The organism is uncultured Imperialibacter sp., assembly GCF_963974565.1.
Classification (GTDB): Bacteria; Bacteroidota; Bacteroidia; order Cytophagales; family Cyclobacteriaceae; genus Imperialibacter; species Imperialibacter roseus.
Genome location: NZ_CAXBCJ010000021.1, coordinates 25,484 through 49,856 on the forward strand (window position 1 = coordinate 25,484; position 24,373 = coordinate 49,856).

Annotated in this window: 24 protein-coding genes; 14 read left to right on the plus strand and 10 right to left on the minus strand. The window is 46.1% G+C overall.

The genetic code is table 11. The annotated features are described in order from the left end of the window. Nucleotides 1-88 precede the first annotated feature (88 nt). The 4 genes from AAC052_RS22785 to ung all read right to left on the minus strand — a co-directional run bounded on the left by AAC052_RS22785 (nucleotide 89) and on the right by ung (nucleotide 4,395). Nucleotides 89-2,095 (minus strand): sigma 54-interacting transcriptional regulator, encoded by a 2,007-nt coding sequence (locus AAC052_RS22785; RefSeq protein ID WP_339815605.1) that lies wholly within the window; start codon nucleotides 2,093-2,095, stop codon nucleotides 89-91. Between the two features lie 81 nt (nucleotides 2,096-2,176). Further along, a complete protein-coding gene (locus AAC052_RS22790) occupies nucleotides 2,177-2,569 on the minus strand; it encodes an STAS/SEC14 domain-containing protein (protein ID WP_339815606.1) in 393 nt (130 codons plus the stop codon). Between the two features lie 9 nt (nucleotides 2,570-2,578). After that, nucleotides 2,579-3,679: a glycoside hydrolase family 43 protein gene (locus AAC052_RS22795; protein ID WP_339815607.1), complete on the minus strand. Its 1,101-nt coding sequence runs from the start codon at nucleotides 3,677-3,679 to the stop codon at nucleotides 2,579-2,581. Between the two features lie 53 nt (nucleotides 3,680-3,732). Beyond that, entirely contained in the window at nucleotides 3,733-4,395 is a 663-nt protein-coding gene (gene ung / locus AAC052_RS22800; protein WP_339815608.1) for a uracil-DNA glycosylase, read from the minus strand. Between the two features lie 91 nt (nucleotides 4,396-4,486). Between ung and apaG the strand changes: the two genes are divergently transcribed. Together apaG and AAC052_RS22810 are read left to right on the plus strand one after the other, a co-directional pair. Beyond that, on the plus strand, nucleotides 4,487-4,873 hold the full coding sequence (gene apaG / locus AAC052_RS22805) for a Co2+/Mg2+ efflux protein ApaG (RefSeq protein WP_151997133.1): 387 nt from the start codon (nucleotides 4,487-4,489) through the stop codon (nucleotides 4,871-4,873). A 3-nt stretch (nucleotides 4,874-4,876) separates the two neighbouring features. Further along, complete coding sequence (locus tag AAC052_RS22810; RefSeq protein ID WP_339815610.1) at nucleotides 4,877-5,668, plus strand: class I SAM-dependent methyltransferase; 792 nt, start codon at nucleotides 4,877-4,879, stop codon at nucleotides 5,666-5,668. Nucleotides 5,669-5,676: 8 nt separating this feature from the next. On the opposite strand, the gene AAC052_RS22815 is transcribed toward AAC052_RS22810, so the two are convergent. Continuing rightward, entirely contained in the window at nucleotides 5,677-6,270 is a 594-nt protein-coding gene (locus tag AAC052_RS22815; protein WP_339815611.1) for a methyltransferase, read from the minus strand. 97 nt (nucleotides 6,271-6,367) lie between these two features. Here AAC052_RS22815 and AAC052_RS22820 point away from each other — a divergent pair, with 97 nt between their 5' ends. The 4 genes from AAC052_RS22820 to rplI all read left to right on the plus strand — a co-directional run bounded on the left by AAC052_RS22820 (nucleotide 6,368) and on the right by rplI (nucleotide 8,470). Then, on the plus strand, nucleotides 6,368-7,270 hold the full coding sequence (locus AAC052_RS22820) for a chromosome segregation protein SMC (RefSeq protein WP_317490000.1): 903 nt from the start codon (nucleotides 6,368-6,370) through the stop codon (nucleotides 7,268-7,270). Nucleotides 7,271-7,402: 132 nt separating this feature from the next. Next, nucleotides 7,403-7,762, plus strand: coding sequence for a 30S ribosomal protein S6 (gene rpsF, locus AAC052_RS22825; protein ID WP_339815613.1), 360 nt, complete (start codon nucleotides 7,403-7,405; stop codon nucleotides 7,760-7,762). Continuing rightward, complete coding sequence (rpsR, locus tag AAC052_RS22830; RefSeq protein ID WP_151997139.1) at nucleotides 7,759-8,013, plus strand: 30S ribosomal protein S18; 255 nt, start codon at nucleotides 7,759-7,761, stop codon at nucleotides 8,011-8,013. The genes rpsF and rpsR overlap by 4 nt, the downstream gene beginning before the upstream one ends. A gap of 13 nt (nucleotides 8,014-8,026) precedes the next feature. Next, the gene (gene rplI, locus AAC052_RS22835) at nucleotides 8,027-8,470 is read left to right on the plus strand and encodes a 50S ribosomal protein L9 (protein WP_317489998.1); all 444 of its coding nucleotides are present in this window, start codon (nucleotides 8,027-8,029) and stop codon (nucleotides 8,468-8,470) included. 85 nt (nucleotides 8,471-8,555) lie between these two features. On the opposite strand, the gene AAC052_RS22840 is transcribed toward rplI, so the two are convergent. Beyond that, nucleotides 8,556-9,587 (minus strand): Fic family protein, encoded by a 1,032-nt coding sequence (locus tag AAC052_RS22840; RefSeq protein ID WP_339815614.1) that lies wholly within the window; start codon nucleotides 9,585-9,587, stop codon nucleotides 8,556-8,558. Between the two features lie 270 nt (nucleotides 9,588-9,857). Here AAC052_RS22840 and AAC052_RS22845 point away from each other — a divergent pair, with 270 nt between their 5' ends. The 6 genes from AAC052_RS22845 to AAC052_RS22870 all read left to right on the plus strand — a co-directional run bounded on the left by AAC052_RS22845 (nucleotide 9,858) and on the right by AAC052_RS22870 (nucleotide 17,573). After that, nucleotides 9,858-10,820: a GSCFA domain-containing protein gene (locus tag AAC052_RS22845; RefSeq protein ID WP_339815615.1), complete on the plus strand. Its 963-nt coding sequence runs from the start codon at nucleotides 9,858-9,860 to the stop codon at nucleotides 10,818-10,820. Continuing rightward, nucleotides 10,817-12,847: a thioredoxin domain-containing protein gene (locus AAC052_RS22850; RefSeq protein WP_339815616.1), complete on the plus strand. Its 2,031-nt coding sequence runs from the start codon at nucleotides 10,817-10,819 to the stop codon at nucleotides 12,845-12,847. Before AAC052_RS22845 ends, AAC052_RS22850 begins: the two co-directional genes overlap by 4 nt. A 76-nt stretch (nucleotides 12,848-12,923) precedes the next feature. Next, nucleotides 12,924-13,133, plus strand: coding sequence for a hypothetical protein (locus tag AAC052_RS22855; protein ID WP_317489994.1), 210 nt, complete (start codon nucleotides 12,924-12,926; stop codon nucleotides 13,131-13,133). Nucleotides 13,134-13,535: 402 nt separating this feature from the next. Continuing rightward, a complete protein-coding gene (priA, locus tag AAC052_RS22860) occupies nucleotides 13,536-16,013 on the plus strand; it encodes a primosomal protein N' (protein ID WP_339815618.1) in 2,478 nt (825 codons plus the stop codon). Between the two features lie 2 nt (nucleotides 16,014-16,015). Beyond that, nucleotides 16,016-16,756 carry a hypothetical protein gene (locus tag AAC052_RS22865; RefSeq protein ID WP_339815619.1) on the plus strand — a complete coding sequence of 247 codons (741 nt, stop codon included), beginning with the start codon at nucleotides 16,016-16,018 and terminating at the stop codon, nucleotides 16,754-16,756. Next, complete coding sequence (locus AAC052_RS22870) at nucleotides 16,743-17,573, plus strand: DUF6048 family protein (protein WP_339815621.1); 831 nt, start codon at nucleotides 16,743-16,745, stop codon at nucleotides 17,571-17,573. The genes AAC052_RS22865 and AAC052_RS22870 overlap by 14 nt, the downstream gene beginning before the upstream one ends. Here AAC052_RS22870 and surE read toward each other — a convergent pair. The 4 genes from surE to dnaG all read right to left on the minus strand — a co-directional run bounded on the left by surE (nucleotide 17,570) and on the right by dnaG (nucleotide 22,326). Next, complete coding sequence (surE, locus tag AAC052_RS22875; protein WP_339815623.1) at nucleotides 17,570-18,346, minus strand: 5'/3'-nucleotidase SurE; 777 nt, start codon at nucleotides 18,344-18,346, stop codon at nucleotides 17,570-17,572. The two genes, AAC052_RS22870 and surE, sit on opposite strands and share 4 nt — an antisense overlap. A 6-nt stretch (nucleotides 18,347-18,352) precedes the next feature. Further along, nucleotides 18,353-18,982, minus strand: coding sequence for a hypothetical protein (locus AAC052_RS22880; RefSeq protein ID WP_339815625.1), 630 nt, complete (start codon nucleotides 18,980-18,982; stop codon nucleotides 18,353-18,355). Between the two features lie 34 nt (nucleotides 18,983-19,016). Beyond that, on the minus strand, nucleotides 19,017-20,237 hold the full coding sequence (locus tag AAC052_RS22885) for a bifunctional 3,4-dihydroxy-2-butanone-4-phosphate synthase/GTP cyclohydrolase II (RefSeq protein ID WP_317489988.1): 1,221 nt from the start codon (nucleotides 20,235-20,237) through the stop codon (nucleotides 19,017-19,019). A 124-nt stretch (nucleotides 20,238-20,361) separates the two neighbouring features. Beyond that, nucleotides 20,362-22,326: a DNA primase gene (dnaG, locus tag AAC052_RS22890; protein ID WP_339815626.1), complete on the minus strand. Its 1,965-nt coding sequence runs from the start codon at nucleotides 22,324-22,326 to the stop codon at nucleotides 20,362-20,364. 159 nt (nucleotides 22,327-22,485) lie between these two features. Between dnaG and AAC052_RS22895 the strand changes: the two genes are divergently transcribed. Continuing rightward, entirely contained in the window at nucleotides 22,486-23,145 is a 660-nt protein-coding gene (locus AAC052_RS22895) for a hypothetical protein (protein ID WP_339815627.1), read from the plus strand. A gap of 128 nt (nucleotides 23,146-23,273) precedes the next feature. Further along, nucleotides 23,274-24,371 carry an Mrp/NBP35 family ATP-binding protein gene (locus AAC052_RS22900; RefSeq protein WP_339815629.1) on the plus strand — a complete coding sequence of 366 codons (1,098 nt, stop codon included), beginning with the start codon at nucleotides 23,274-23,276 and terminating at the stop codon, nucleotides 24,369-24,371. Nucleotides 24,372-24,373: the final 2 nt, after the last annotated feature.

Below are 24,373 nucleotides of genomic sequence, written 5' to 3' on the forward strand. Positions count from 1 at the left end.
TTGATTATTAGTTATTTGATAGTGAATTCTAAGGAAGTGAGTAAGATTGAAAAGTCAATATTTTGGCGTAATGTCAAAATATTGACACTTACCTTTCGATGCCGAGCTTTTTCATCTTCTCCACAAGGGTAGTTCTTTTCAAGCCAAGGAGCGAGGCTGCTCCATTGTCGCCACCGACACGCCAATTGGTTTTGTTAAGCACCTTAGTTATGTAACTCTTCTCTATTTCCGTCAGGGTGACAATACCTTCATTTTGATTGTCGGTCTCCGCCATTTGGAGGCTTTCGGTTATCTCAAGGCTTTTTCCTCTCGAGGTGATAACGGCCCTTTCTATCACATTTTCCAGCTCCCGTACGTTGCCAGGCCAGTTGTAATTAGTAAGTAGGGTCAACACATGCCGGGAAATGCTTTCGATGTGCCTGTTGAACTTGAGGTTGTACTTCATAAGGAAGTGCTGTGCCAATATGCCAATGTCTTCCTTTCTTTCCCTCAGCGGCGGAATTCTCATTGGAAACACATTCAGGCGGTAGTACAAATCTTCCCGGAACTTCCCATCTTTTACCGCTTCTTTCAGCTTCACGTTGGTGGCGGCAATCACCCGAACGTCAACCTTCAAGGTTCGGTTAGAGCCAAGCCTGTCAAATTCTCCTTCCTGCAACACCCGAAGCAATTTGGCCTGAAGTTCCATGGGCATCTCGCCTATTTCATCTAAAAAAATAGTGCCTTTGTCAGCCAGTTCGAATCGTCCGGTTTTGTCGCTATAGGCCCCTGTAAAAGCCCCCTTTACGTGACCAAACAATTCACTTTCTATGAGGTTTGCCGGGAGTACTGCGCAATTCACTTTAACTAACGCTCTACCCTTTCGGTCACTCAAATTATGTACGGCCCTGGCTATTAACTCCTTGCCAGTGCCCGATTCTCCCTCAATCAACACCGTGGCGTCAGTAAGTGCTACATGCTCAATGTCCTTCAGCACCTTTCTAAAAACTTTACTTTTGCTAATGATCTCCTCGAAGTTATGATCCAACTTGATCTCCTCCTGTAGATAGTCATTCTCCTGTTCCAGCTGCATTTTTAAGCGCTGAATTTCTTCCACAGCTTGCTTCAGCCGCTCGTTAGAATGCTTCAATTCTGCTTCCGCTTTTTTTCTTTCGGTGATATCGAGGAATGAAACCACTGCCCCCCGCAATACTCCCCCGTCCGATTTGATAGGAACACTAATGTACTCCACCGGAAAGCTTGTGCCGTCTTTCCGCCAAAAAACGCCATCATCAGTGAGATGTGCTTCACCCGAAGTCACTGTATTGCACAAAGGGCAGCTTTTTTGTTCGTCGTGCTCACTTTGAGTGGACGAATGAATCAGGTCATGTGGAGAATGCCCTACCACCTCGGACAGCGCTCTGCCTACCAATGTCAACCCGGCCTTATTCATAAACGTGATCTTTCCCCGGTCGTCAAGTCGATAAATCCCTTCGCCTGTCGACTGCAAAATGAGCTCAATCTCCTTGTGTAGTCGGCTAATCTCCACATTGGCGTTTTCCAGCTCTCTCTGATTTCTCTTTTGCTCAGTAATATCACGCATCACGGAGTGGAACACCTTACGCCCAGGTTCGTTCACTAATGTGGTGAGGACGATTTCTGCCGGAAATAGTGTCCCATTTCTGAGTTTGTGCCACCACTCGAAGCGAATAGATCCCTGTGCAAGTGCCGTATTCATGATATCGTCGGCTTTCTCCCGACTACTTCTTCCATCGGGCTGTTCCTCAGGCGACAAGGCGGAAGGATGCACCTTCAAAATTTCCGACTTTGTGGTGTACTGAAACTGACGCATCGCCGAAAAATTGGAATCAATGAAAACGCCATTTTCAATAATAGAGATAGCGTCGCCTGACCTTTCGAAAAGTTCCTTGAAAATACTCCCCTCAGCGAGAGACTTTTTTTGTTGGTCGAAGACTTGAAAAAGCTTATTTACACTGGAAATAATGGCATCCTCCTGATCGTTCCCTGTAAGGGAGATTTGAACATCGCTTGATCCGCTCAGTACTTTTTCAATGGCTTGCTCTAGTAGCGCTGCAAGTGATTGATCCTGGCCCATTTCCAAATTTATAAATTCCCTATAATTATCCTCAAGGCATCACTACATCAGGAGGAGAGCATTTGCATATCGGTCATATGGTCAGCCCACCTTTTTCAACCACTTTTTTGCCTTTTCCGCATCCGTAAAGCTTTTCATCGGAATGGGCGGTTTGCTCATGCTGAACAGCAGGTTCATAATGAACCTCGACAGACCCGGCTTCGACACCATGGCCATGGCGGTGTAGATGTCTGGCAGCATTTCTCTGGAAAACTTCTGGGTTTCCTTGTCAGGCACGGGAGAGTTTTTGAGATAAATTAGTAGCGGAACTGGTTTGCTATGAGCAATGTCTTTTACCAACTCCACATTGCCGGCTATAAGCTCGACGGTACGTTTGATGCTTTTGGAAAGCGAAATAAGTATCTCTCCTTCAAACCAGTAGGTAGCGATTTCTCCTTCCCACGTAGGTCTGTCGGTGGGTATCTTTACTTCCATTAGCTGATTTTATTTTTTTGTATAAGGATCAATGGTAACGATGCTTCCATCGGGCCGGTGGGTAAGTTCAGTGACTTTGATGTTTCTTAAATGGGTTTGCCCGCCAGAAAGGGTGCTATCATGGTAAAACAGATACCATTTACCATCAACCTCCACAATCGAATGGTGGTTGGTCCAGCCAATTACAGGATTAAGCACAACGCCCTGATAGGTAAAAGGCCCGTAAGGATTATCGCCAGTGGCGTAGCAAATAAAATGGGTATCACCAGTAGAATAAGAGAAGTAATATTTGCCATTGTATTTGTGCACCCAGGCCGCTTCAAAAAACCTGCGATTGTTGTCCGCCGCAAGCAATGGAGCTCCATTTTCATCCAGAATATCCACCTGTCTCACGTCTTCAGCAAAGCCCAACATATCATCATTCATTTTAGCCACCCTGGGCCTGATGGCTGGCTGGTCGCCGGCGGGAAATGAGTCGTAGGACACGTATTCGCCCGTCTCCCAGCGCTGCAATTGCCCACCCCAGATACCACCGAAATACATATAGGAGCTTCCATCGGCATCGGTAAATACTGCCGGGTCGATACTGTAGCTGCCTTCAATAGGCTGATCCATTGGTGTAAATGGCCCATTGGGTGTAGCGGCAACTGCCACACCTATTCTAAACACGTCTTCTTTGTCCTTGGCAGGAAAGTAAAAAAAGTACTTCCCATCCTTGAGAGCAGCATCCGGCGCCCACATTTGTCGGCCTGCCCAAGGCACATTGTCGATATGGAGCGCTATACCGTGATCTGTTACTGGCCCTCCAATTTTGTCCATCGAATAAACATGATAATCCACCATGCCAAAATGGTCGCCGTTATCGTTGGCAGGAATACCAGCGTCAAAATCGTGCGAAGGATAGATATAGATTTTTCCGTTGAAAACGTGCGCCGATGGATCGGCCGTGTAAAGGTCAGTGACAAGCGGCTGTGAAATGGCCCCCAGGCTGTCTGTATCCGTTTCAGCTTCGGTTTCGGAGGAATTGGAAGTAGTTTTTTGATCACAGGCGCCAACGCACACAACTGCGCAAAACACAAGGTACTGATTGAGTTTGGTAGGTAGTTTCATTCTGTAGGTATTAGTTTGGTGACGTCAATTTATAAAATTTTTATTTCTATTAATCACCAATCAATCTCCCTTAACCCCTTCGATTTCAGGTACTCATTCGTTTTACTAAACGGCTTACTCCCAAAAAAGCCACTGTGTGCAGAAAACGGTGACGGATGCGGTGATTCTATCACATAATGCTTCGACTTATCAATAATGGCCCCCTTTCGCTGGGCATAAGCTCCCCACAAAATGAAAACCACATTTTCCTTTTCAGCCGAAACCGTCTTTATCACTTCGTCAGTAAAAGTTTCCCACCCTCGGTTCTGATGCGATCCCGGGCTGCTCGCTCTCACGGTTAGCGTCGCATTGAGCAGCAACACACCCTGATCGGCCCAACGCTCCAGATTCCCGGAGGGCGGAATATCTTTACCAAGGTCGTCTGCCAACTCTTTGAATATATTAACCAGCGACGGTGGCATTTTAATACCGTCCTTTACCGAAAAACACAAGCCATTGGCCTGATTTGCGCCATGATAGGGATCCTGGCCAATGATCACCGCCTTTACCTGATCAAAGGGACAGTGGGCAAATGCACTGAAAATTTCTTTGCCTGGAGGGTAAACAATATGCTTTGAGTATTCATCTTTTACGAAAGAAGTAAGGTCGACGAAATAGCTTTTGTCAAATTCAGGTAACAATTTCTTCTTCCAGCTTTCTTCAATTTTTACATCCATGAATCATTTTTTTGATTTTCTTTGTATCTTAATAGCCTCCTGGCAACAACCAACCCTAATATAGGCATCCGCATTTAAGTCTTACAATTTCATGGTAACTGAAATTACAGAAGGGGTAAAAGTGAGCGTCATCACAGAATATCAGCCGGAATACTCCAATCCGAAGCAGATGCACTTTGTGTTTACTTACAAGATTACCATTGAGAACTGCGGAGACAATACCATACAGCTCTTGCGCCGCCACTGGTACATCCACGACCTCAACACGCAAGTGAGGGAAGTGGAAGGCGAAGGCGTGGTGGGCCAGCAGCCAATTCTGGAACCCGGCGAAACCCATCAATACGTAAGCGGCTGCAACCTCCGGTCGGGCGTTGGCAAAATGCTGGGCTCCTACCTCATGGAAAAAGTACTCGACGGTAAAAAATTCCAGGTGAAGATTCCCGAGTTCACCATGGTGGTGCCTTATAAACTCAATTGATTCTTGTCGCTTTCCAGAAGGCTTTATCCTGCCAAAGCATATTTTTCCTACTGGCTCAATGCTGTTGATGAGCAGTCTTTGCACGGCCCTTTTCTTTTCAAGTTTTATAATGAGGTACTAAAGCCCAAAAGCCCATCTGCGCATTTCGAGCCTATTGAAAAGCTGCGAAGGGCTTTACTAAGAGACAAAAGACTCATCGACTTGCAAGACCCCGGTGCGGGCTCACTCGTCAGTCGCTCGCTACAACGAACAGTAGGCAGCATAGCGAAACACAGCCTGTCTTCCCAAGCCTTTTGTTTCTTTTTATACCAACTGACAAGATTTCAGCAACCCGAACACTGCCTGGAAATTGGCACTTCTCTGGGCATTTCGGCTGCCTATATAAACAAGGCTTCTTCAGGACAATTAACCACCATTGAAGGAAGCCCGGCCATTGCCTCCATGGCCAGAGAGACTTTTGATCGGCTGGCCTGCCAAAACATAAAGCTTATAGAAGGTAGGGCACAGGAAACGCTCATGCCTTTTATTCAAACCACACCAAAACTGGATCTGGTCTTCATAGATGCGCATCACAGCGAAGAAGCCACACTTTCATTCTTTGAGACTTTGCGGGGGAGCCTGCACCAGCAAAGCATCGTCGTAGTCGGAGACATTCACTGGTCGGCGGGAATGGAGCGGGCGTGGCGGCAGCTAACCCAGCATGAATCGGTGACACTGTCGGTTGATATTTTTCATGCGGGCATACTTTTCTTCAACCCTGACTTGAGGAAAGAGACAGAGATTCTGTGGTGCTAAACTGACGACTAAGAAATGGTTTCCTTTTTTGTCAAATGGATAAATAGCTCCCTGCAAGCCCTTGGTGGAATTGAATTGTAACAGGCCTCAAATACCTTAAAATCAAACAGTGGCTCAAAATAGGCCCTGTACTCCGCTGCATTGCCCCCAAAAGGTGGGCGGTCGCTATTGAGCGGGTCGTCAAACAAAACGCCCACGAGTTTGCCTCCGGGCCTCAATAGTGCATGCACTTTCTCGGCATAACTTTGCCTCAGCGACGGATCGATTGCACAAAAGAAAGTCTGCTCAACGATGAGGTCGTATTGGCCCTCATGGTCGAAAAAATCCCCTTCTATCAGCTGCTCTTGGGGCAGCTCCGGTACTCTTTGACGAAGGTTGTTGAGCGGTTCACGACTTAAATCTATAACAAAAACGTTTTGAAAGCCCACTTTGAAAAGGTATTCGGCTTCGTAGCCATTTCCTGCTCCAGGGATCAGAATCCTGGTTTGCTTGTCAGTGAGCTGATCAAAATAGGCCTTGAGAGGTGTGGTAATCGCACCGGCATCCCATCCAGTTGACCCATCCCGGTATCTTTTTGTCCAAAAATTGGCATCCAAATTCATAAACTAGCTGTAATGACGGCAATTAACATTGTTTTAAGACATTAGTTCCCTAATTTTGCGGCTGTTTTTACATTGTGCACAGTAATAGACCAATACCATGAGTGAAGGAGGAAGTAATAATAAAAAGCAGCAATCAATCGTCATAGCCCTGGCTATCCTTTTGTTGTTGGCTTTAGTGAAGATAGGTATCGACTACAGCACCAATAAATCGCTCACGGCAGACAATATGGCGAAGCAGGAGGAGCTGACCGAAACATATTTCAGTCTTGATTCGGTATCATCTGAACTCGATAAACGAATCCAAACCATTACCGAACTGGGTGGTGAGATAGACACGCTTTTGAAAGTGAAAGAGCAGCTGGAGAAAGAAAAAGAGGCCATAAGAACCCGAAGCAACAGAGAAATTGGGCAGCTAAAAGCCAGAGTGGAAGGTTACCGTGAACTTCTGGTTGCACAAGACGAAGAGATTACCAAGCTAAGAGCCATCAATGAGAAGCTTTTAACTGAGAACACAGGCCTGAAAGAAGAGAAAAATGAGTTGACAGCTTCCATAAGAGACCTCAATCAGTCCAAAAACAAGCTTGAAGAAAAAGTGGCCCTTGCCTCTCAACTGAAGGTGGAAAACATGGTAATAGCCGCTGTCAATAGCAGGGGTAAAGAAACCATTGGCGAGTTTAAAAATCGTCAGATAGAATCGATCAAAGTCACGTTCAACATAGCTGAAAACAAAGTGGCACCCGTAGACGGCAAGGATGTGCTGGTGCGCATAGTGGCTCCTGATGGAAACGTGCTTTTCGACGTTACGAGAGGATCAGGTACTTTTATGTTCGACAACCGTGAGATGTACTTCACAGCCAAGCAAGAGATTCTTTTCGACAATACCCGCCAAAAACTGTCCTTTCTTTACAACAAGGGCAGTGAATATGCGCTGGGCATTCACAAAGTGGAAGTGTACACCGACGGTTACCTGATGGGCGCAGGCTCCTTTACGGTAAAATAATCCAAGCTATCTCCGCTTCATTCTGAGGATTCCAACGCATAATCAAGGGGTATATCAACTTATCTGACAGCGCCTTGTCAATTAGGAATCAATTACATACCTTTGCAGCCCATTTAATCAATAAGTTATACAATGCTTAACAATTACGAGACAGTATTCATTTTAACTCCCGTTTTGTCTGATACTCAGATGAAGGATGCTGTTGACAAATTCAAAACCGTGGCCGTCGACAATGGCGCAGACATGGTCAATGAGGAAAATTGGGGCTTGAAAAAGCTGGCGTATCCGATCCAGCACAAAACCACAGGTTTCTATCACTATTTTGAATTTAAAGCAGCTCCTGGGGTTGTGGCAGCACTTGAAACCGAGTTCCGCCGTGACGAAAAAGTTATGCGTTTCCTCACCGTTGCGTTGAACAAAGACGCAGTCGAGTACAACAACAAGCGTAGGAAAGGCGAATTCAACAAAAAAGAAAAGGAGGTCGCAGCATGACACTGATGAACGAACCCATCAACAGGGACATCCAGAAAATTAAGAAGTATTGCCGTTTCAAGAAAAACGGAATCAAATACATCGACTACAAGGATGCTAACTTCCTGTTGAAATTTGTAAACGAACAAGGTAAAATTCTTCCAAGAAGACTAACAGGCACGAGCCTTAAGTTCCAGAAGAAGGTAGCCCAGGCGGTAAAAAGAGCAAGACACATTGCTATTCTACCGTACGTAACTGATTCATTGAAGTAAACCACCGAGGATCATGGAAATTATACTAAAAGAAGACGTAAAAGGCGTTGGCTACAAAAACGACACAGTTTCTGTAAAGCCAGGGTTTGGACGTAACTACCTGATTCCTCAGGGATTGGCTATTATCGCCAATAACTCCAATAAGAAGCAAATTGAAGAAAACATCCGCCAGGCTGCTCACAAAGCAGAAAAGATCATTCAGGACGCTCAGGCGCTTGCAGCATCTATCGGCGATTTGACAGTAACTATTAACACCAAAGCAGGCGAAAGCGGCAAAATATTTGGTGCTGTTACAGCTCTTCAAATTTCTGACGCTCTTAAAGACAAAGGATTTGAAGTGGATCGTAAGAGAATCACTTTCAAAGAAGCTGTGAAGAACGTTGGTGAACACACAGTACTGCTTGATCTTCACAAGAATGTGAAGCACGAGATCACTGTGAATGTTGTCGGTGAATAATCCGAATACAAAATCATAAAGGAAAGGCGCTCACAAGGCGCCTTTTTTTTGTTATCACCAACTTGTCATATCAAGTAGGTTCCCACTACTTAAATATGTCTATGTACTCCTGGAAGAAAAAGATTTTACCTCTTTTAGCCCCGGTAACTTCCCGGATAATTTTATACTTTTCAAGCTCATCAAGGAGCTTATAGACGGTTGGCGCAGAAAGCCCGGTCAGCTCTTTTGCCTTTTGAGCATCAACGATTGGATGTTGGTACAAATGCTGAACGATTGAAGTAGCGTTCGAAGACCTACTACCTAATAGTCTCAATCTATTTTCCACATCCTTCTGTAGCTTCAGAATATTATCGAAGGCTAGTATGCTATTCTTTGCTGTCTCAATTATCCCCACAAGAAAGAACTTAAACCATTGCCCAATATCGTTCTTATCTCTAACCCTCATAAGATTGTCGTAATACAGGGTTCTGTTACGTTCAAAAAAATCCGATAGGTACAAAATCGGCTTTTTTAAAATGCCCTTCTCTACCAGGTACAGCGTTATCATCAACCTTCCCACTCTTCCATTGCCATCGAGAAATGGGTGAATAGTTTCAAACTGATAATGTATCAGGGCGATCTTAAGCAACTCGGGAAAATAGATTTCCTGGCTATGAGCGAATTTTTCCAAGTCGTTCATGTATTCGTCTATTGTCGAATGGATAGGAGGAATAAATGTCGCATCCATAATGCTTGCCCCTCCAATCCAATTTTGACTACTACGAAATCTTCCAGGCTGCTTGTATTTCCCTCTAACCCCAGATAACAAAGTCTCGTGAGTTTGCTTGATCAATCGAGACGAAAACGGCAGCTCCTCCAGTGTTCGAATGGCCTCATTCAAAGCGGAAATATAGTTTTGTACTTCCTCCCAGTCATCTCTTTTTTCTTCGGCTACATCGTCTCTTTCCAGCAGAGCTTCCTCTATATTTGTTTTGGTTCCCTCTATTTTGCTAGACTGGGTAGCCTCTTTGAGAACGTGCATGCTGATAAAAAGGTCGATGTTGGGTATGTACTCTGAATACATATCAAGCCTACCTAGCTGTCTGTCAGCCTGACTGAGCAAACTGAGCAATTCCATATTTTCAATTTTCCACGGTCTGTTGATTTTCTCAGGTTGAAAACTTTTATACGTCCCTTGCTTAATGTATGAACCTGCTATGAATTTCTGCATTTTTCTATCCCTTCCGCTAATTATAGGTTAGCACTATTTAAGATAATAACCGATATTTTAATTAACTACTCTTTTAATTAAAATAAACCAACCTCTACTTAATTAGTCATCGACTGCCTCATGCCCGTCTATCAGTACCTGTATCGCATACAGGAATTATATTTTCTAAATTGAGAAATGTTTCGCACCGAGATTAATCTTCCGCCTTATGAATCTAGCATTAAGTATGGAGATCCCATATTAACCCTGGGCTCCTGCTTTGCTGATGTCATGGGCAATCGCCTGGCTGAAAACAAGTTTTCAGTCGACATCAATCCATTTGGTACAGTCTACAATCCTGTCTCCATTTTCAAGCTGCTTTCACAAGCTGCAAGCAACACCAGTTTTACAAATGAGGGAATCGTTGAAAGTCAGGGCATTTACCAGCACTTCGACCTGCATTCAAAGTTTGGGAAAGGAACCAAAGAGGAACTCCAGGCAGAGGTGCAACAGCTTGAGCAAAAAACCACCAAAACCCTCGCTGATGCAAAATGGCTCATCGTTACTTTAGGCACGGCCGTAGTATACGAACGCTCAGGAGAAATAGTGGCCAATTGCCACAAAGTGTCTGCCAGCCAATTTTCAAAAAGGATATTGTCGGTTAAAGAGGTGATCAGAGCCTACGAAAATGTGCGGAACCAGCTTTTTCAGGTTAATTCCGGAATCCAAATGATAGTCACTGTTAGCCCCGTACGGCATGTCAAAGACACACTTGTAGTCAACAGCCAAAGTAAGTCCATCCTGCGGGTGGCGGTGGCTGAAATGACCGCATTCCCTGAGGTTAGCTACTTTCCCTCCTACGAGGTCATGATGGACGACCTGCGGGACTATCGCTTCTACGAGAAGGACATGATCCACCCCAACGAAACAGCGCACGACTATATCTGGGAAAAGTTCTCCGAGGTTTACTTGGATGAGCCCACCAGGCAGCTGATTCTTAAGTGGCAGAAGTTGAAAAGAAACCTTGAACACAAGCCTTTTCACCCGGCTTCGGCACACCATCAGGCTTTTTTGAAAAAGACGATGGAAGAAATGGAACAATTGAGTAGCCAATTGAATTTAGAACAAGAGATACAAGCCCTGAAAAAGGAAATTCTATGACCAAAGGCCCGCAGCCCAACAAGCTGATCAGTGAAACAAGCCCCTACCTGCTACAACACGCCTTCAACCCCGTCGACTGGCAGCCCTGGGGAGAAGAAGCGCTGGACAAGGCATTGAAGGAAGACAAGCCTATTATTCTCAGTATAGGTTACTCTGCCTGCCATTGGTGTCACGTGATGGAACATGAGTCGTTTGAAAACGAAGCCATCGCCCAGCTCATGAACGACCACTATGTGTGCATCAAAGTCGACCGGGAGGAACGGCCCGATGTGGACCAGGTGTACATGGACGCCGTGCAAGCCATGGGGCTGAACGGCGGCTGGCCCCTCAATGTGTTTCTTACGCCGGAGCAAAAACCCTTCTACGGCGGCACCTATTTCCCTGCGAAGAACTGGGCTGGCCTACTCGAAAACATAGCTGAGGCATTTATCAAGCAACGCCAGGAGCTGGAAGACTCAGCTGAGAAGTTCGCTAACCACCTTGGTGGTAGTGTGCTGGAACAGTTCAGCCTTTCTTCGCCGGAAAGCAGCTTTTCTCTTGCGGAAATAAGTTCTGCAGCTGGCAGACTGCTCCCAAAGTTTGATACCATTTGGGGAGGCCTGCAAAAAGCACCTAAATTCCCCATGCCCAGCATTTGGCTGTTCCTGCTGCGTCATGGGCATGCTACCAACAGCCAGCAACTGGTTGATCACGTGCATTTCACACTCATCAAAATGGCTCAGGGGGGCATCTACGATCAGGCCGGCGGTGGCTTTGCTCGCTACTCGGTGGATGGCGAATGGTTTGCTCCTCACTTTGAGAAAATGCTGTACGACAACGCCCAGCTCCTCAGCTTGTTTTCGGAAGCTTATCAGGTGACGGAAAATCCGCTATTCAAAGAGGTGGTGTATCAAACAGTGGAATGGCTTGAGCGGGAAATGCTGCACGTAGAAGGCGGCTTTTATGCAGCCCTTGATGCCGACAGCGAAGGGGTGGAAGGAAAGTTCTACACCTGGACGCAACCTGAGTTTGAAGCAATAGCAGGAGATCAAAAGGAATTTATCAAAGACTATTACAATATCTCAGAGAATGGCAACTGGGAGCACGGCAGAAATATCTTGTTTGTTACCGATGCCATCGAAACGGTGGGCGGCAGGCATCAATTGCCGATAGCTCAGGCTAAGCAAGCCCTGGCTGCCTTCAATGAGCGAGCCATGCAAGTCAGAGCGTCTCGGGTAAGGCCTGGTTTAGACGATAAAATTCTCACCGGATGGAACGGGCTCTTGATCAAAGGGCTGGCAGATGCGGCGATTGTTTTCAAAGAAGATAAATTTGGCAAGCTTGCTATCAATTGCGCTTCGTTTATCAAAAGCAAAGCGTGGCACAGCGGCGTACTGCATCGTACCTACAAAAATGGTGAAGCCAAACTTTATGGCTATCTGGAAGACTATGCTGCTACCGTTGACGGCCTCGTCAAGCTGTATGAAGCCAGCTTTGATCGGGAATGGCTTCAGTTTGCCTATTTGCTGTCCAGCAAAGTGATGGAAGAGTTCTTTGATAACGAAGAACGACTTTTCTATTACACCTCAAGCAAGGGAGAAAAACTGATTGCCCGAAAGAAGGAAGTATTTGACAACGTGATTCCCTCCACCAATTCGATAATGGCGCACAACCTGCACAAGCTGGGGCTTTACTTTGAAAACAACGACTACCTTACACTTGCTGAGGAAATGACCGCCAGACTAAAGTTGTTGATACTCACGGAGCCCGACTACCTCACCAACTGGGCCATGATGGCCGGACAGCTGGCCAAACCCACAGCGGAAATTGCCATAGTAGGACCTGGTGCAGGCAAGCTTGCGAGTGAGCTACAACTGACCTACCTACCCAACAAGGTGGTGGCAGTTTCTGAAGCAGAAACCGACGCATTGCCCATGCTGAATGGCAAAAAGATGGTGAATGAAAAGGCTACGGTTTACGTTTGTTATAACCGAGCCTGCCAGCGACCGGTGGGCACGATAAAAGAAGCTTTGTCGTTGATTCTTTAATCGGAAGATTAGGTCAGCAACTCACTATTTGGAGTATTTTGGCTATCTTTGATAAGCAGGCAAATGAACTAAAACTATGGTAAGAACCAGTTTAATCCCCAAAAAGCAGCAGGTTTCAATCGAAGTACCAGCCGATTATGTTGGTACAGAAGTAGAAGTAATTGCCTTCAGGAAAAATGAAGGAGTAGAGAGAGAAAAGACAATACCCAAGAAAGTTTCGTTCTCAGCAATTTCCATTGACACTGCCGGTTTCAGATTTGACCGTAATGAAGCCAATGAACGATAAGATATTTCTAGACAGCAATATTTTAATATACGCTTACTCTAAAAATGAAATAGAGAAACAAACGGCCTCAAGAAATTTGATCACCAACTTCAACTCAATCATTAGTACGCAGGTACTTCAGGAATTCACAAATATCATCACTCGGAAATTTCAGTTCAGCTTTGATGATGCTCAAAAAGCTATTATCGAATGTTGCCAAAACAACATGGTTTTCACAAATACTGACACTACAATTCTAAAGGGATGTCAACTAGCGGCCAGATATAAATTTTCTTTTTTCGATAGCCTTATTATTGCCTCAGCAATTGAGTCTGATTGCACGTTGCTTTACTCCGAAGATTTACAAAACGGCCAGGTCATTGACGAGTCACTCACGATAGTAAATCCATTCGTAAATATTTGATGGCATCCTTCGCCGACATCCTCCTTCCTGTGCCTATCCCCAGGTTATTTACCTACGAGGTAACGGCGGAGCATGTCGACAAAGCCGAGGCTGGCAGAAGAGTGATTGTGCCTTTTGGGCAAAAGAAAGTACTGACTGGCGTTATCGTTCAAACTCATGGAACCAAACCGGAAAACTATGAAGCCCGTGAAATTCTGGACGTGCTGGACGACCAGCCAGTAATTGTTGACCAGCAGCTCCAGCTCATTCAGTGGATGGCCAGCTACTACATGTGCACACCCGGTGAAGTACTAAATGCTGCCCTACCATCAGGACTAAAACTCAGCAGCAAATCGATGGTGCAGAAGCACCCGGACTTTGACCCGGATGACGGCAATCACACCTATTCCGACTCAGAATGGAAGGTGGTAGAAGCCCTGGAAGAAAAAGAGCACCTGAGCTATGACGAGATTTCGCAGATCACCGGCGTTAAAAACATCTACCACCTTATCAAATCGCTATCAGCCAAAGGAGCGATCCTGATTTTTGAGCAGCTCATTGAAAAGTACAAGCCTAAAAAAGAAAGGCGGGTGCGGCTGCAAGCATCTCTGGAGAATGACCTATTGGCACTGGAAGCACTCTTTCAAAAGCTCGAAAAGAAAGAAAAACAACTTGAGCTGGTAATGAAATACCTGAGAGAAGTGCCTGTGAATGAACTGAAAGAAAGAAACCAACTAGGGCTCTCCAAAGGAAAATTCCTTTCAACAGGCCTTTCTACTTCATCGCTTGGCACTTTGGTAAAAAATGGGGTTTTCGAAGAGTTTGATAAGGTAATTTCACGATTTGGCGAGCCAAAAAAGAAGGAAGCGGTTATTCCTGAGCTAACGTCACTACAGGAAGAGAAACTATCCGAAATCCATGGCCTCTTCGAGAAAAAATCGACGGTGCTGCTCCATGGCGTTACCGGCAGCGGCAAAACAGAGATCTACATTCGCCTGCTCCAGCAAGTGCTTGACGAAGGAGCTCAGGCGCTGTATTTGCTTCCGGAAATTGCGCTTACGGCCCAAATACTCCGGCGTCTGAAAAAAGTATTTGGCGACAAAATCGGCATTTATCATTCCAAGTACTCCGACAATGAGAGAGTCGAAGTTTGGAACGGTGTGCTTTCCGGCCGATTCCCAATAGTTGTGGGCGTGCGGTCATCAGTTTTTCTGCCCTTCAACAATCTTTCTCTCATCATCATCGATGAGGAGCATGAGTCGTCGTACAAGCAATATGACCCTGCGCCCCGCTACCACGCCCGAGACACGGCCATTATGCTGGGGCAGCTTCACCATGCCAAAATTTTGTTAGGTTCGGCCACACCGTCTGTAGAGAGCTACTACAACGCCGTGTATGAAAAGTACGGACTGGTAACGTTGGAAACCCGGTTTGGTGAAGTGCAAATGCCGGAAACTGCCCTCATTGACCTGAAAGATGAGCGAAAGAAAAAACGAATGCACGGCGACTTGTCGCCGGGATTGCTGCAGGCCATTGAGCAAACGCTGGAAGAAAACAAGCAGGTCATCCTCTTTCAAAACAGGAGAGGCTATGCGCCCTATCTTCACTGCGAAGACTGTGCCCACATACCCAAGTGTGCTAACTGCTCGGTGAGCTTAACGTATCACATGTACCGGCAGGAGCTGCTCTGCCACTACTGTGGTTTCCGTGAACCCCTTCCATCGCATTGTGAGGCGTGCGGTTCGGCCAAAATTAAAACCATAGGTTTCGGTACAGAAAAGCTGGAAGATGATTTAAAGGTGTTGCTTCCTACCGGCCGCATCAGCCGAATGGACTACGACACGACCCGCACGAGAAGTACTTACGAACAGCTCATCGAAAACTTTGAAAATGGTGAAATAGATGTGCTGGTAGGCACACAAATGATCACCAAAGGCCTCGACTTTGACCATGTAGAGTTGGTCGGCATTTTGGACATCGACCGCATCATTCATTTTCCTGATTTTCGTTCACATGAGCGGGCCTTTCAAATGATGACACAGGTAAGCGGCCGGGCTGGACGTCGATCAAACAACGGCAAAGTGATCATTCAGACCAACAACCCCGAGCAGCCTGTCTTTCATTTAGTACGAACCAACGACTACAAGCGATTCTACCAGATGGAGATTTTGGAGAGGGAAAGCTTTCATTACCCACCATTTGTGCGAATGATACGGGTGCTTTTCCGCAACCAGGACAAGCAGTTGGTTTGGGAAACCGCCAATCACTATTTAAAAAGTATTCAAACTTCGTTGGGAGGCCACAGAATACTTGGCCCCCAGGAACCGTTAATAGCAAGAATACGAAATCAATACCATCAGGAAATTACCATCAAGTTGGAAAAAGGTGGTATTTCTATCCCTAAGGCCAAAGAATTCCTGACTCAAAAGATGGAAGAATTGCAACAGGATAAAATATTCCGCCAGACATCCGTTATTTTTGATGTCGATCCGCAGTAACTATGAAGTTGGGCAAAAAAACAAACCATTGGCAAATTCTTCTTTTCCTATTGACAGGTTCCTTGCTGTTGTCTTGTCTTGGAGAAGTAGAGCCCTATGAAAAAGAGCCAGCGGTGAAAGTCAGGTTTTTCAACATCGACAGTCTGCAAAAAATTAATTCGGCCATTGCAGCAATCGACACCGCCGTGAAACATTTAACTACGGAAAAGACAGCCCTTACTACTCAGCTTTCGGCACTCAACACCTCGCTAACTTCCCTCAACAAGCAAATTGCCGAAGGTAACAATGATTTGATACCGGAAAGAGATTCAGTGCAGGCAGCGATCGCAGAAGCCAGGGCCAGGCAAACGGAGATTACCACAGAACAAGCCGCCCTTGCCGCAGCAAAGACACCGCTCACTAAAACAGCGGCGGCTATCAACAAGGGCACAATTTTGGTCAGCAGCATCACAGCCAATGGCAACAAAGTTTCGTATTCAGATAGTGCCAACACCTTCAGTCTGCCACTAAACATGAATACATCCAGTCAAGTATATTATTTCGAAATTGCCGGCAAAGTGGATAGTATGGAGCTTACTTATTCGTTTGTTGAAGACCTTACGGCCAGGAGCTACACCAGGCTTATTGGCACCAACATTGAAAGAACCGACGACAAGTTTTCATTTGACAGTGTGAAAGTATACTGCAAAGCGTTGCCTGACCCTTGCCTGAGCACAAAAACTACCATCAATGTCTATTTCTAAGGCTGCCATATTGTTGCTATTTGTGCTGGTCAGCCTGTCGGCTTACAGCCAGGATATTGGCCGGCCAAAACCACCAAGAACACGGGTGAATACGGAAGACCTGGCTGATACAACCAAGACCGCCAAACCGAATCCTCCCGCCATTGACGACGAGGACGATGAAGAAGAGGAGCCTAAACCTGCCAGGATAAAGGACACCACCGATTATCCTTTTCTAACTGAGTTGCACCTTCTGCTCGACTACGGGAAGCTGCTGACTTTGCCCGCTCCTTTCGAAAGCAAAGCCGAGGGAGGCATACAGGCAGTGTTTGAAAACAGGTATGTGGGCAGCATCAGCTATGGCTATGGCAGCATCAACCCAACGGGAGCCTACAAAAACTCTGACTACAATGCCACCGGCACGTATATAAAACCTGGCTTGTTCTACCAATTAGCCATCAATCCTAAAAATAAATTACTGCTGGGAGCTCAATATGGAATGGCGTCTTTTGAAGATTCAGGCGTTACCACCATAGAAAGTGCCTCTGGTTTATTTGAACCATACGAAAGAGCTTTTGCACGTGGTGGCCTTAAGGCAAGCTGGCTGGAGCTTTCCATTCAATCGGAAGGGAACTTCAGAGGCAATTTTTGGCTGGGATTCAGGGCATCTTACCGGCATTTGATCAATATGGACAACCCCGGCGATCCGGATGTACTCATTGTGCCAGGCTACGGAAAAACGGTTGGTAGTGGAGTACCTGCTGTGAACCTATTTTTGAAGTACAAGCTTAACTTCTTCCACCCTCCGGTAGTAGTTGTGCCTGAATCAGAGGATTAAAAATCCCACTCATCATTAAGGATAGGCAATGCATGGTGAGCAGTCAGGTCGTACTGACAAGGCACTATGGAGATGTAATTGTTGGCAATGGCCCATTCGTCGTTGTCCTCGCCCTTGTCGAAGTTCACAAAATTGCCCGCCATCCAAAAATACTGACGACCATACGGGTCGTGGCGCAAGTCGAACTCCTCCTGCCATTTGGCATTTGCCTGGCGGCACATTTTGATGCCTTTTATTGCCTCGTTTCTCTTTGGTGGAATATTCACATTCAACGCCACACCCTTCGGAATCCCTTTTTCAAGGGCCTGCCTTGTGATCTTCAAAATATGCTCGTCAACGTGTGATAAATCAGCATCATGTGGGTAGTCGCATAAGGAGAACCCTATCGCCGGCAATCCTTCCATAGCCGCCTCTATAGCCGCTGACATAGTGCCGGAATACAGCACACTAATGGACGTGTTGCTTCCATGATTGATTCCGCTAACTACCAGATCCGGGCGAATATCTTTCAATATATAGTGCTTGCCAATTTTCACACAGTCGGCAGGTGTGCCGCTGCATTTATAAGCCTTTACATCGCCAAAAATATCGTCCGTATCCAGCCTCAAGGTGTCGCCGATGGTGATGGCATGCCCCATCCCTGATTGGGGGCTGTCGGGTGCTACCACAATTACCTCACCAAGTGTTTTCATCAGTTCTACTAGCTTCCTAATGCCACGACTGGTTATGCCATCGTCGTTGGAAACGAGAATGAGGGGTTTCTTTTTTGCCATTGTTAATTATTTCACCGAATTGTAAAAAGCTACGATACGCACAAGATCCCGGATTTTATCTGGCGATAAATGATTCTTTTTCATGAAGGGCTTTACTTCCGACCACCTGTCACGCATAGCATCCTGAAGCTCAGGTTTCTTCCCGTTGTACAGTCTGATATTACCTTTTTTATCAAGGAAATAGAAACTATAGTCAAGTCTTTGCCTTGTTTGGTTATAACCACTAAAAGAATAACTCTGCACCGACGGCACAGTTTCCTGAATAATTGACTCTCTGGTCAGCAAGGACAGTTCTCCTTCGTACAGCAGCTCGAAAAGCATCGGCACCTTGTAGTCGTAGTTAACTGCATAGGGCAGCGAATAAAACTGTCTGTAATTTTCGGTTGTCTTGTCGTAAAATTCTATGTAGACAATTTTGCGGCTGGAGAAGGTGTTGATCCGATCCCGGTTTCTTACCTGAACTAAATCATTCGGCAGATCATATTTGATCTCTCCTCTCAGGGTGTCGGCATCGTCATTTACTATCCAGCCATCGTGCCAATACTCAGAAGGGAAATATTGAGCATAGGCTGAAGCACTTGCTAAAAGAGAAAATAAAAAAATAAAAAAAACCGAGTACTTTCCCATCCTCCTCATACTACAATATTACATTTCCCAGGCAAAAGACCCACTATTTCTCTTTCAAAATCATATGACCCATTTTGTCCCGTTTGGTTGTGAGGTACTTCTCATTAAACTCATTAGGAGCCACCTCTATTGCCAGGTTGTCTACAATTTCCAGGCCATATCCCAGCAAACCCGCTCTTTTCTTGGGGTTATTCGTGATCAACCGTAGTTTGCTGATACCAAGATCTCGCAGTATCTGCGCACCAACGCCATAATCTCTTTCATCCATTTTATATCCCAGGTGAAGGTTAGCTTCTACGGTATCCATTCCTTCCTCCTGAAGCTTGTAGGCCCTCAGTTTCGCCTCCAGCCCTATCCCACGACCTTCCTGATTCATATACAATACAACGCCTTTACCCTCCTTCTCCACCATTGTCATGGCATTATGAAGCTGCTCACCACAATCACACCTGTGAGAGCCGAATATATCGCCCGTCACGCAGGAAGAGTGTACCCTTACCAGGACCGGCTCGCCTGGCTCCCAGGTTCCTTTCACGAGTGCTAAATGCTGCTCGCCGGTATTTTTCTGCTTATACGCATGAAGCTGAAAGCTGCCATATTCTGTAGGCATTTTCACATCTACCAGTTTTTCGATCAGAGACTCTTTATCAAGGCGGTAAGTGATCAGGTCTTTAATAGAAACAAGTTTGAGGTTGAACCTTTCCGCCACTTTTTTCAGGTCCGGAAGGCGGGCCATTGAGCCATCCTCATTCATGATTTCAACCAACACGCCGGCAGGGTAAAGCCCCGCTAACCTGGCAAAGTCAATAGCAGCTTCTGTGTGACCTGAACGGCGCAGAACGCCGCCTTTCTTAGCCTTAAGCGGGAAAATATGACCGGGTTTGCCAAATTCTTCTGGCGATGCATTGGGGTCAACCAGGGCCTGAATAGTCACCGACCTGTCTTTGGCGGAAATGCCAGTTGTTACTCCTCTCCCTCTCAGATCGACAGAAACAGTAAAAGGAGTTTCATGAAGGGCCGTATTTTTGCCAACCATCAGCTCCAGCCCCAGCTCTTCGCATCGCTCCTCCACTAAGGGCACACAAATCAACCCTCTGCCATGCGTAGCCATAAAATTGATAATTTCAGGAGTGACAGTTTCCGCAGCACATATAAAATCGCCTTCGTTTTCTCTATCCTCATCGTCAACTACGATGATGATTTCGCCCTTTTTTATCGCCTCAATGGCGTCTTCAATTTTGTCGAGTTGTATTTCTTCTTGCATTGTGCTAATTGCACCCTCCCTGGGGGTGTCTACTTTTTTTTTAACACTCTTAAAATCAAAAGTATTCCGCAAAGGTTCATTTAATTATGCATACTGACAAATAAGAACCTCTCCAAGCAGGGCCTTAACCGACAGTGACAACACCAAGGATTCCAGCTAAACCCATTTCCACCTTCTTGAGTGCCTCATGGTGCTCCATTATCTCCACCTGCTCGGCCTCAGTTTCTGCAGTTTTCAATTTGTCAAGATTCTCTTTGATCACTGCCCTGACTGTCCGAAGCTTAAGCCTGACAATATTGGCATAGGTGGCACCTTTCAGGTCGTTTCTTTCACTGTTTACTTTGATGTCGAACTTCTCAGTCCAATGATGGCTCACCTCATGCCGCTCAGTAATCAAATCGATCACTTCTTTCTTCATTGGTTCGGTGCCATGCTTCAACACATAGTCCGCATCTATCACGTCTCCATCCACCAGCTTGTTCTTAAACATATCGAGGATTTGCGCATACACAGGGTGACTGAAATGCACCTCGTCTGTCTCATGCAGAAAGTAATCGGCGAGCAACTGATCTACTTCCTCGGTTCCTTTTATCACGAATTGACCATAGTTGAGCAGAAGCCTCAGGCTTTCCCTTTCCTGTATCATTTTTGGATCAACCTCCGGCTTTTCGAGCGTTGAAATAGCCGCATCAGGTGAACTCTCAGTTGCTGAACCGGAGTTGTCGAGATCCAGCCGCTGCCTGGTTTGCTGCCGTTCCCTCTCCTTTTGCTGCTGCTGGCCCTGCTCGATAAGCATTTTGTTCATCTCAGCAACGATCACAGCCTCATCCATGTCCATTAGCTGGCTGCACTCCCTGGCAAAAACAAGCCGCTTAATGGCATCAGGTATCTTCGCAATGCTACCCACAATTTCCCTGATGGTGCCCGCCTTTTTTATGGGGTCGCTGCCGGCATCCTTAAGGTACAGATGGGTTTTAAAAGCAATAAAATCTTCGCTGTTCTTTTCGAGGAAAGCCTTGAACGCAGAAGCACCCAGCTGTTGAGAGTAGCTGTCGGGGTCTTCTCCCTCCGGGAAAACGACCGCTCTCACATTGAGCCCTTCTTCAAGCAGCATATCAATGCCTCGCATACTCGCCTTGATGCCCGCCACATCACCGTCAAAAAGCGTGGTGACATTCTGGGTAAAGCGACTCATCAGTTTGATATGCTCACGGGTCAAAGAGGTGCCCGACGAGGCCACTACATTCTTAACACCAGCCTGGTGCATCGAAATAACGTCGGTGTAGCCCTCCACCAGGTAGCAATTGTCCTCATTCCGAATGGCCTGCTTGGCCTGGAACATCCCAAAAAGGACATTGCTTTTATAGTAAACAGGCGACTCGGGGGAGTTAATGTACTTGGGTTGATTATCCGCCTTTTTCAGTATCCTGGCACCAAAACCGATGACTTTACCCGACGGATTATGAATTGGAAACATGACCCTACCCCGGAAGCGGTCATATTTTTTACCATCTTCTTTGGCTAGAACCAAGCCCGCCTTTTCCATCATCTCCTCAGTGAAGCCATTTTTGGAGGCATACTTCATGAAGCCGTCCCACTTGTCGTGGCTATAGCCCAGGTCAAAGGCCTTGATGGTTTCGTCCGAGAAACCTCTTTCTTTAAAGTAGCTTAAGCCAATGGCCTGCCCTTCATCATCTTCCCACAAAAGCTGCTTATAATACCCTTTGGCATGATCGAGTAAGATCAGCAGGCTTTCTTTTTCATTGAATTCTTTGATCTGGTCGGGTGTGGCCTCCTCTTCTTCTACTTCAATGCCATATTTGTTGGCCAGGTGCTTGAGTGCCTCTACATATCCAAGGCCCTCAATATCCATGATAAAAGAAATGGCGTCGCCACCTTTCCCACACCCAAAACACTTGTAAATCCCCTTATTGGGAGCTACCGAAAAGCTGGGCGACTTCTCATCATGAAAGGGGCAGCAGGCCCAAAAGTTTTGGCCCTTTTTCTTCAGCGAAACATAGTCGGACACCACCTCCTGGATGTCCATCCGGGATTGTATTTCTGATATGATGTGGTCGCTGATGCGCATGGGGGTTCGAAGTTACGAAGTAAATCCGACTCCGGTAAAGCCGTCAGGCCCAAAGTTGATGATCAATCCGTGTCTGGCGATACTTTCGGGTAAAAGGCATTGCTCCGTTTATCAAAGAGGGTGAAAACCTATTTTGAAAAAGATACTACTTTTGCCCGGATGGAGAAGATTACTGTAGAATGGGGCGGCCTGATCATTATGGAGCCGATGGCGATTGTTTGGAACTGGCTGATTACCATTTTTGGTGTGGTGGCGTATTTTAAGCTGCGTAAAAACACCTCTCCCCCCTACAAAAACTGGAGTTTGTTCTTCCTCATCCTTGGCATTTCAGGATTTTTCGGCGGACTTGGCCACGGGCTTTTCTACTACTGGGGGCTCACCGGAAAAATACTTCCCTGGACAACCGGCATCTTGTCAGTCTACTTTGCCGAAAGAGGCATTTACGCCTTTATCCCCGCCGAAAAAGAGGTTTGGAAAAAGAGACTACAGCTGTTTTCCCTTTTGAAAATGATCATCATGCTGGCGGGCATGGCCTTCGTCTCCTTTGACTTTTCGTGGACAAAGAACAACTCAATTATTGGCCTTACCCTCATTGTGGGGCTGGGTGGCTACCTCCTGAGCCGGAAGTATAAAGAACTGGTCTATTTTCCTATCGGCATCCTTGTTCTTAGCTCGGCTGCTTTTGTTCACGGGTTCGATATCAATATCCACCCATGGTTCAACAGGGACGATTTCGCTCATCTTATTATGCTAGCCGGTATGAGTTTTTTTCTGGTGGCCCTTCAGAAATTTGATTTGAAATCATCTCAGGCTAATTGAAAGGCCTCTGAAAGCCCAATGCGCTCAATAAACTTTGAGCTACCCCAACTTTATCGTTCTTCTCATTGTTACATGCTGGTATAAGCATTAATTTGCAACAGTTTTGCATCAGAACAGCCATTTTCTACATGACCCAAATCAGTAAAGAACAAGTATTAAAGTCGTTGAGCAAGGTGGACGACCCAGATTTGAAGAAAGATCTGGTGACCCTTGGAATGATCAAAAACCTGGAAGTAGGTGACGCCAGGATCAGTTTTGCCGTGGAGCTTACCACACCGGCGTGTCCTTTGAAGGAGCTCATCAGGAGTCAGTGTGAGGACGTGATTTATGCTGATTTCGGAGAGGCTGTGGAGCTTTCTATTTTGATGACCTCCAACGTTACTTCTATCAGAGACAATGCGCCCCTGTTACCCGGTGTAAAAAACATCATCGCTATTTCTTCAGGGAAGGGCGGGGTAGGTAAATCCACTGTTACGTCCAATCTAGCCGTAGCGCTTTCAAGAAGCGGCGCCAGCGTAGGTATTATTGATGCGGACATTTTCGGGCCCAGCATCCCTACTATGTTCAACTGCGAACATGAGCAGCCCGGCATCATCGAGAAAAATGGAAAGAATGTAATTTTACCGATAGAACAATACGGCGTTAAGCTGATATCGATAGGTTTTCTTACCCCTCCCGACAACGCCGTGGTGTGGCGGGGGCCCATGGCCAGCTCAGCGCTAAAGCAGTTTATTGGCGATACGGAATGGGGAGAGCTCGACTACCTTTTAATTGATCTTCCTCCGGGAACCAGCGACATACACCTGACACTTGTGCAAACAGTGCCTGTTACTGGTGCGGTGGTGGTGACTACCCCTCAAAAAGTAGCCCTGGCTGATGCTCAAAAGGCATACTCCATGTTCAAGCAGCCTCAGATCAATGTGCCCGTGCTGGGAATCATTGAAAATATGTCGTACTTTACTCCTGAGGAACTTCCGAACAATAAATACTACCTGTTCGGCCAGAATGGAGGCAAGCTTTTCGCTGAGAAAAACAATGTTCCTTTCCTTGGTGAGGTACCACTGGTGCAGTCGATCAGAGAGTCTGGCGACAGTGGCTACCCAGCAGTAATGAAAGATGGGATAACGGCTGATGCGTTCAATGGCATTGCACAAGCCGTGGCTCAGCAGGTGGCAATGAGAAATGCCGCCAAAGAAAAAACGAAAGTAGTTGAAGTTAATGTTTAAGA

Bases quoted from the DNA above. Each gene is read 5' to 3' on its own strand.
- AAC052_RS22840 (WP_339815614.1), bottom strand. From the start codon at position 9,587: ATGGAATTGCTCAGTTTGCTCAGTCAGGCTGACAGACAGCTAGGTAGG.
- AAC052_RS22865 (WP_339815619.1), top strand. From the start codon at position 16,016: ATGAAGTTGGGCAAAAAAACAAACCATTGGCAAATTCTTCTTTTCCTA.
- AAC052_RS22845 (WP_339815615.1), top strand. From the start codon at position 9,858: ATGTTTCGCACCGAGATTAATCTTCCGCCTTATGAATCTAGCATTAAG.
- apaG (WP_151997133.1), top strand. From the start codon at position 4,487: ATGGTAACTGAAATTACAGAAGGGGTAAAAGTGAGCGTCATCACAGAA.
- AAC052_RS22815 (WP_339815611.1), bottom strand. From the start codon at position 6,270: ATGAATTTGGATGCCAATTTTTGGACAAAAAGATACCGGGATGGGTCA.
- AAC052_RS22785 (WP_339815605.1), bottom strand. From the start codon at position 2,095: ATGGGCCAGGATCAATCACTTGCAGCGCTACTAGAGCAAGCCATTGAA.
- AAC052_RS22855 (WP_317489994.1), top strand. From the start codon at position 12,924: ATGGTAAGAACCAGTTTAATCCCCAAAAAGCAGCAGGTTTCAATCGAA.
- rpsR (WP_151997139.1), top strand. From the start codon at position 7,759: ATGACACTGATGAACGAACCCATCAACAGGGACATCCAGAAAATTAAG.
- surE (WP_339815623.1), bottom strand. From the start codon at position 18,346: ATGGCAAAAAAGAAACCCCTCATTCTCGTTTCCAACGACGATGGCATA.
- AAC052_RS22795 (WP_339815607.1), bottom strand. From the start codon at position 3,679: ATGAAACTACCTACCAAACTCAATCAGTACCTTGTGTTTTGCGCAGTT.
- dnaG (WP_339815626.1), bottom strand. From the start codon at position 22,326: ATGCGCATCAGCGACCACATCATATCAGAAATACAATCCCGGATGGAC.
- rpsF (WP_339815613.1), top strand. From the start codon at position 7,403: ATGCTTAACAATTACGAGACAGTATTCATTTTAACTCCCGTTTTGTCT.
- AAC052_RS22900 (WP_339815629.1), top strand. From the start codon at position 23,274: ATGACCCAAATCAGTAAAGAACAAGTATTAAAGTCGTTGAGCAAGGTG.
- AAC052_RS22885 (WP_317489988.1), bottom strand. From the start codon at position 20,237: ATGCAAGAAGAAATACAACTCGACAAAATTGAAGACGCCATTGAGGCG.
- ung (WP_339815608.1), bottom strand. From the start codon at position 4,395: ATGGATGTAAAAATTGAAGAAAGCTGGAAGAAGAAATTGTTACCTGAA.
- AAC052_RS22870 (WP_339815621.1), top strand. From the start codon at position 16,743: ATGTCTATTTCTAAGGCTGCCATATTGTTGCTATTTGTGCTGGTCAGC.
- AAC052_RS22895 (WP_339815627.1), top strand. From the start codon at position 22,486: ATGGAGAAGATTACTGTAGAATGGGGCGGCCTGATCATTATGGAGCCG.
- AAC052_RS22820 (WP_317490000.1), top strand. From the start codon at position 6,368: ATGAGTGAAGGAGGAAGTAATAATAAAAAGCAGCAATCAATCGTCATA.
- AAC052_RS22790 (WP_339815606.1), bottom strand. From the start codon at position 2,569: ATGGAAGTAAAGATACCCACCGACAGACCTACGTGGGAAGGAGAAATC.
- priA (WP_339815618.1), top strand. From the start codon at position 13,536: ATGGCATCCTTCGCCGACATCCTCCTTCCTGTGCCTATCCCCAGGTTA.
- AAC052_RS22880 (WP_339815625.1), bottom strand. From the start codon at position 18,982: ATGAGGAGGATGGGAAAGTACTCGGTTTTTTTTATTTTTTTATTTTCT.
- AAC052_RS22850 (WP_339815616.1), top strand. From the start codon at position 10,817: ATGACCAAAGGCCCGCAGCCCAACAAGCTGATCAGTGAAACAAGCCCC.
- rplI (WP_317489998.1), top strand. From the start codon at position 8,027: ATGGAAATTATACTAAAAGAAGACGTAAAAGGCGTTGGCTACAAAAAC.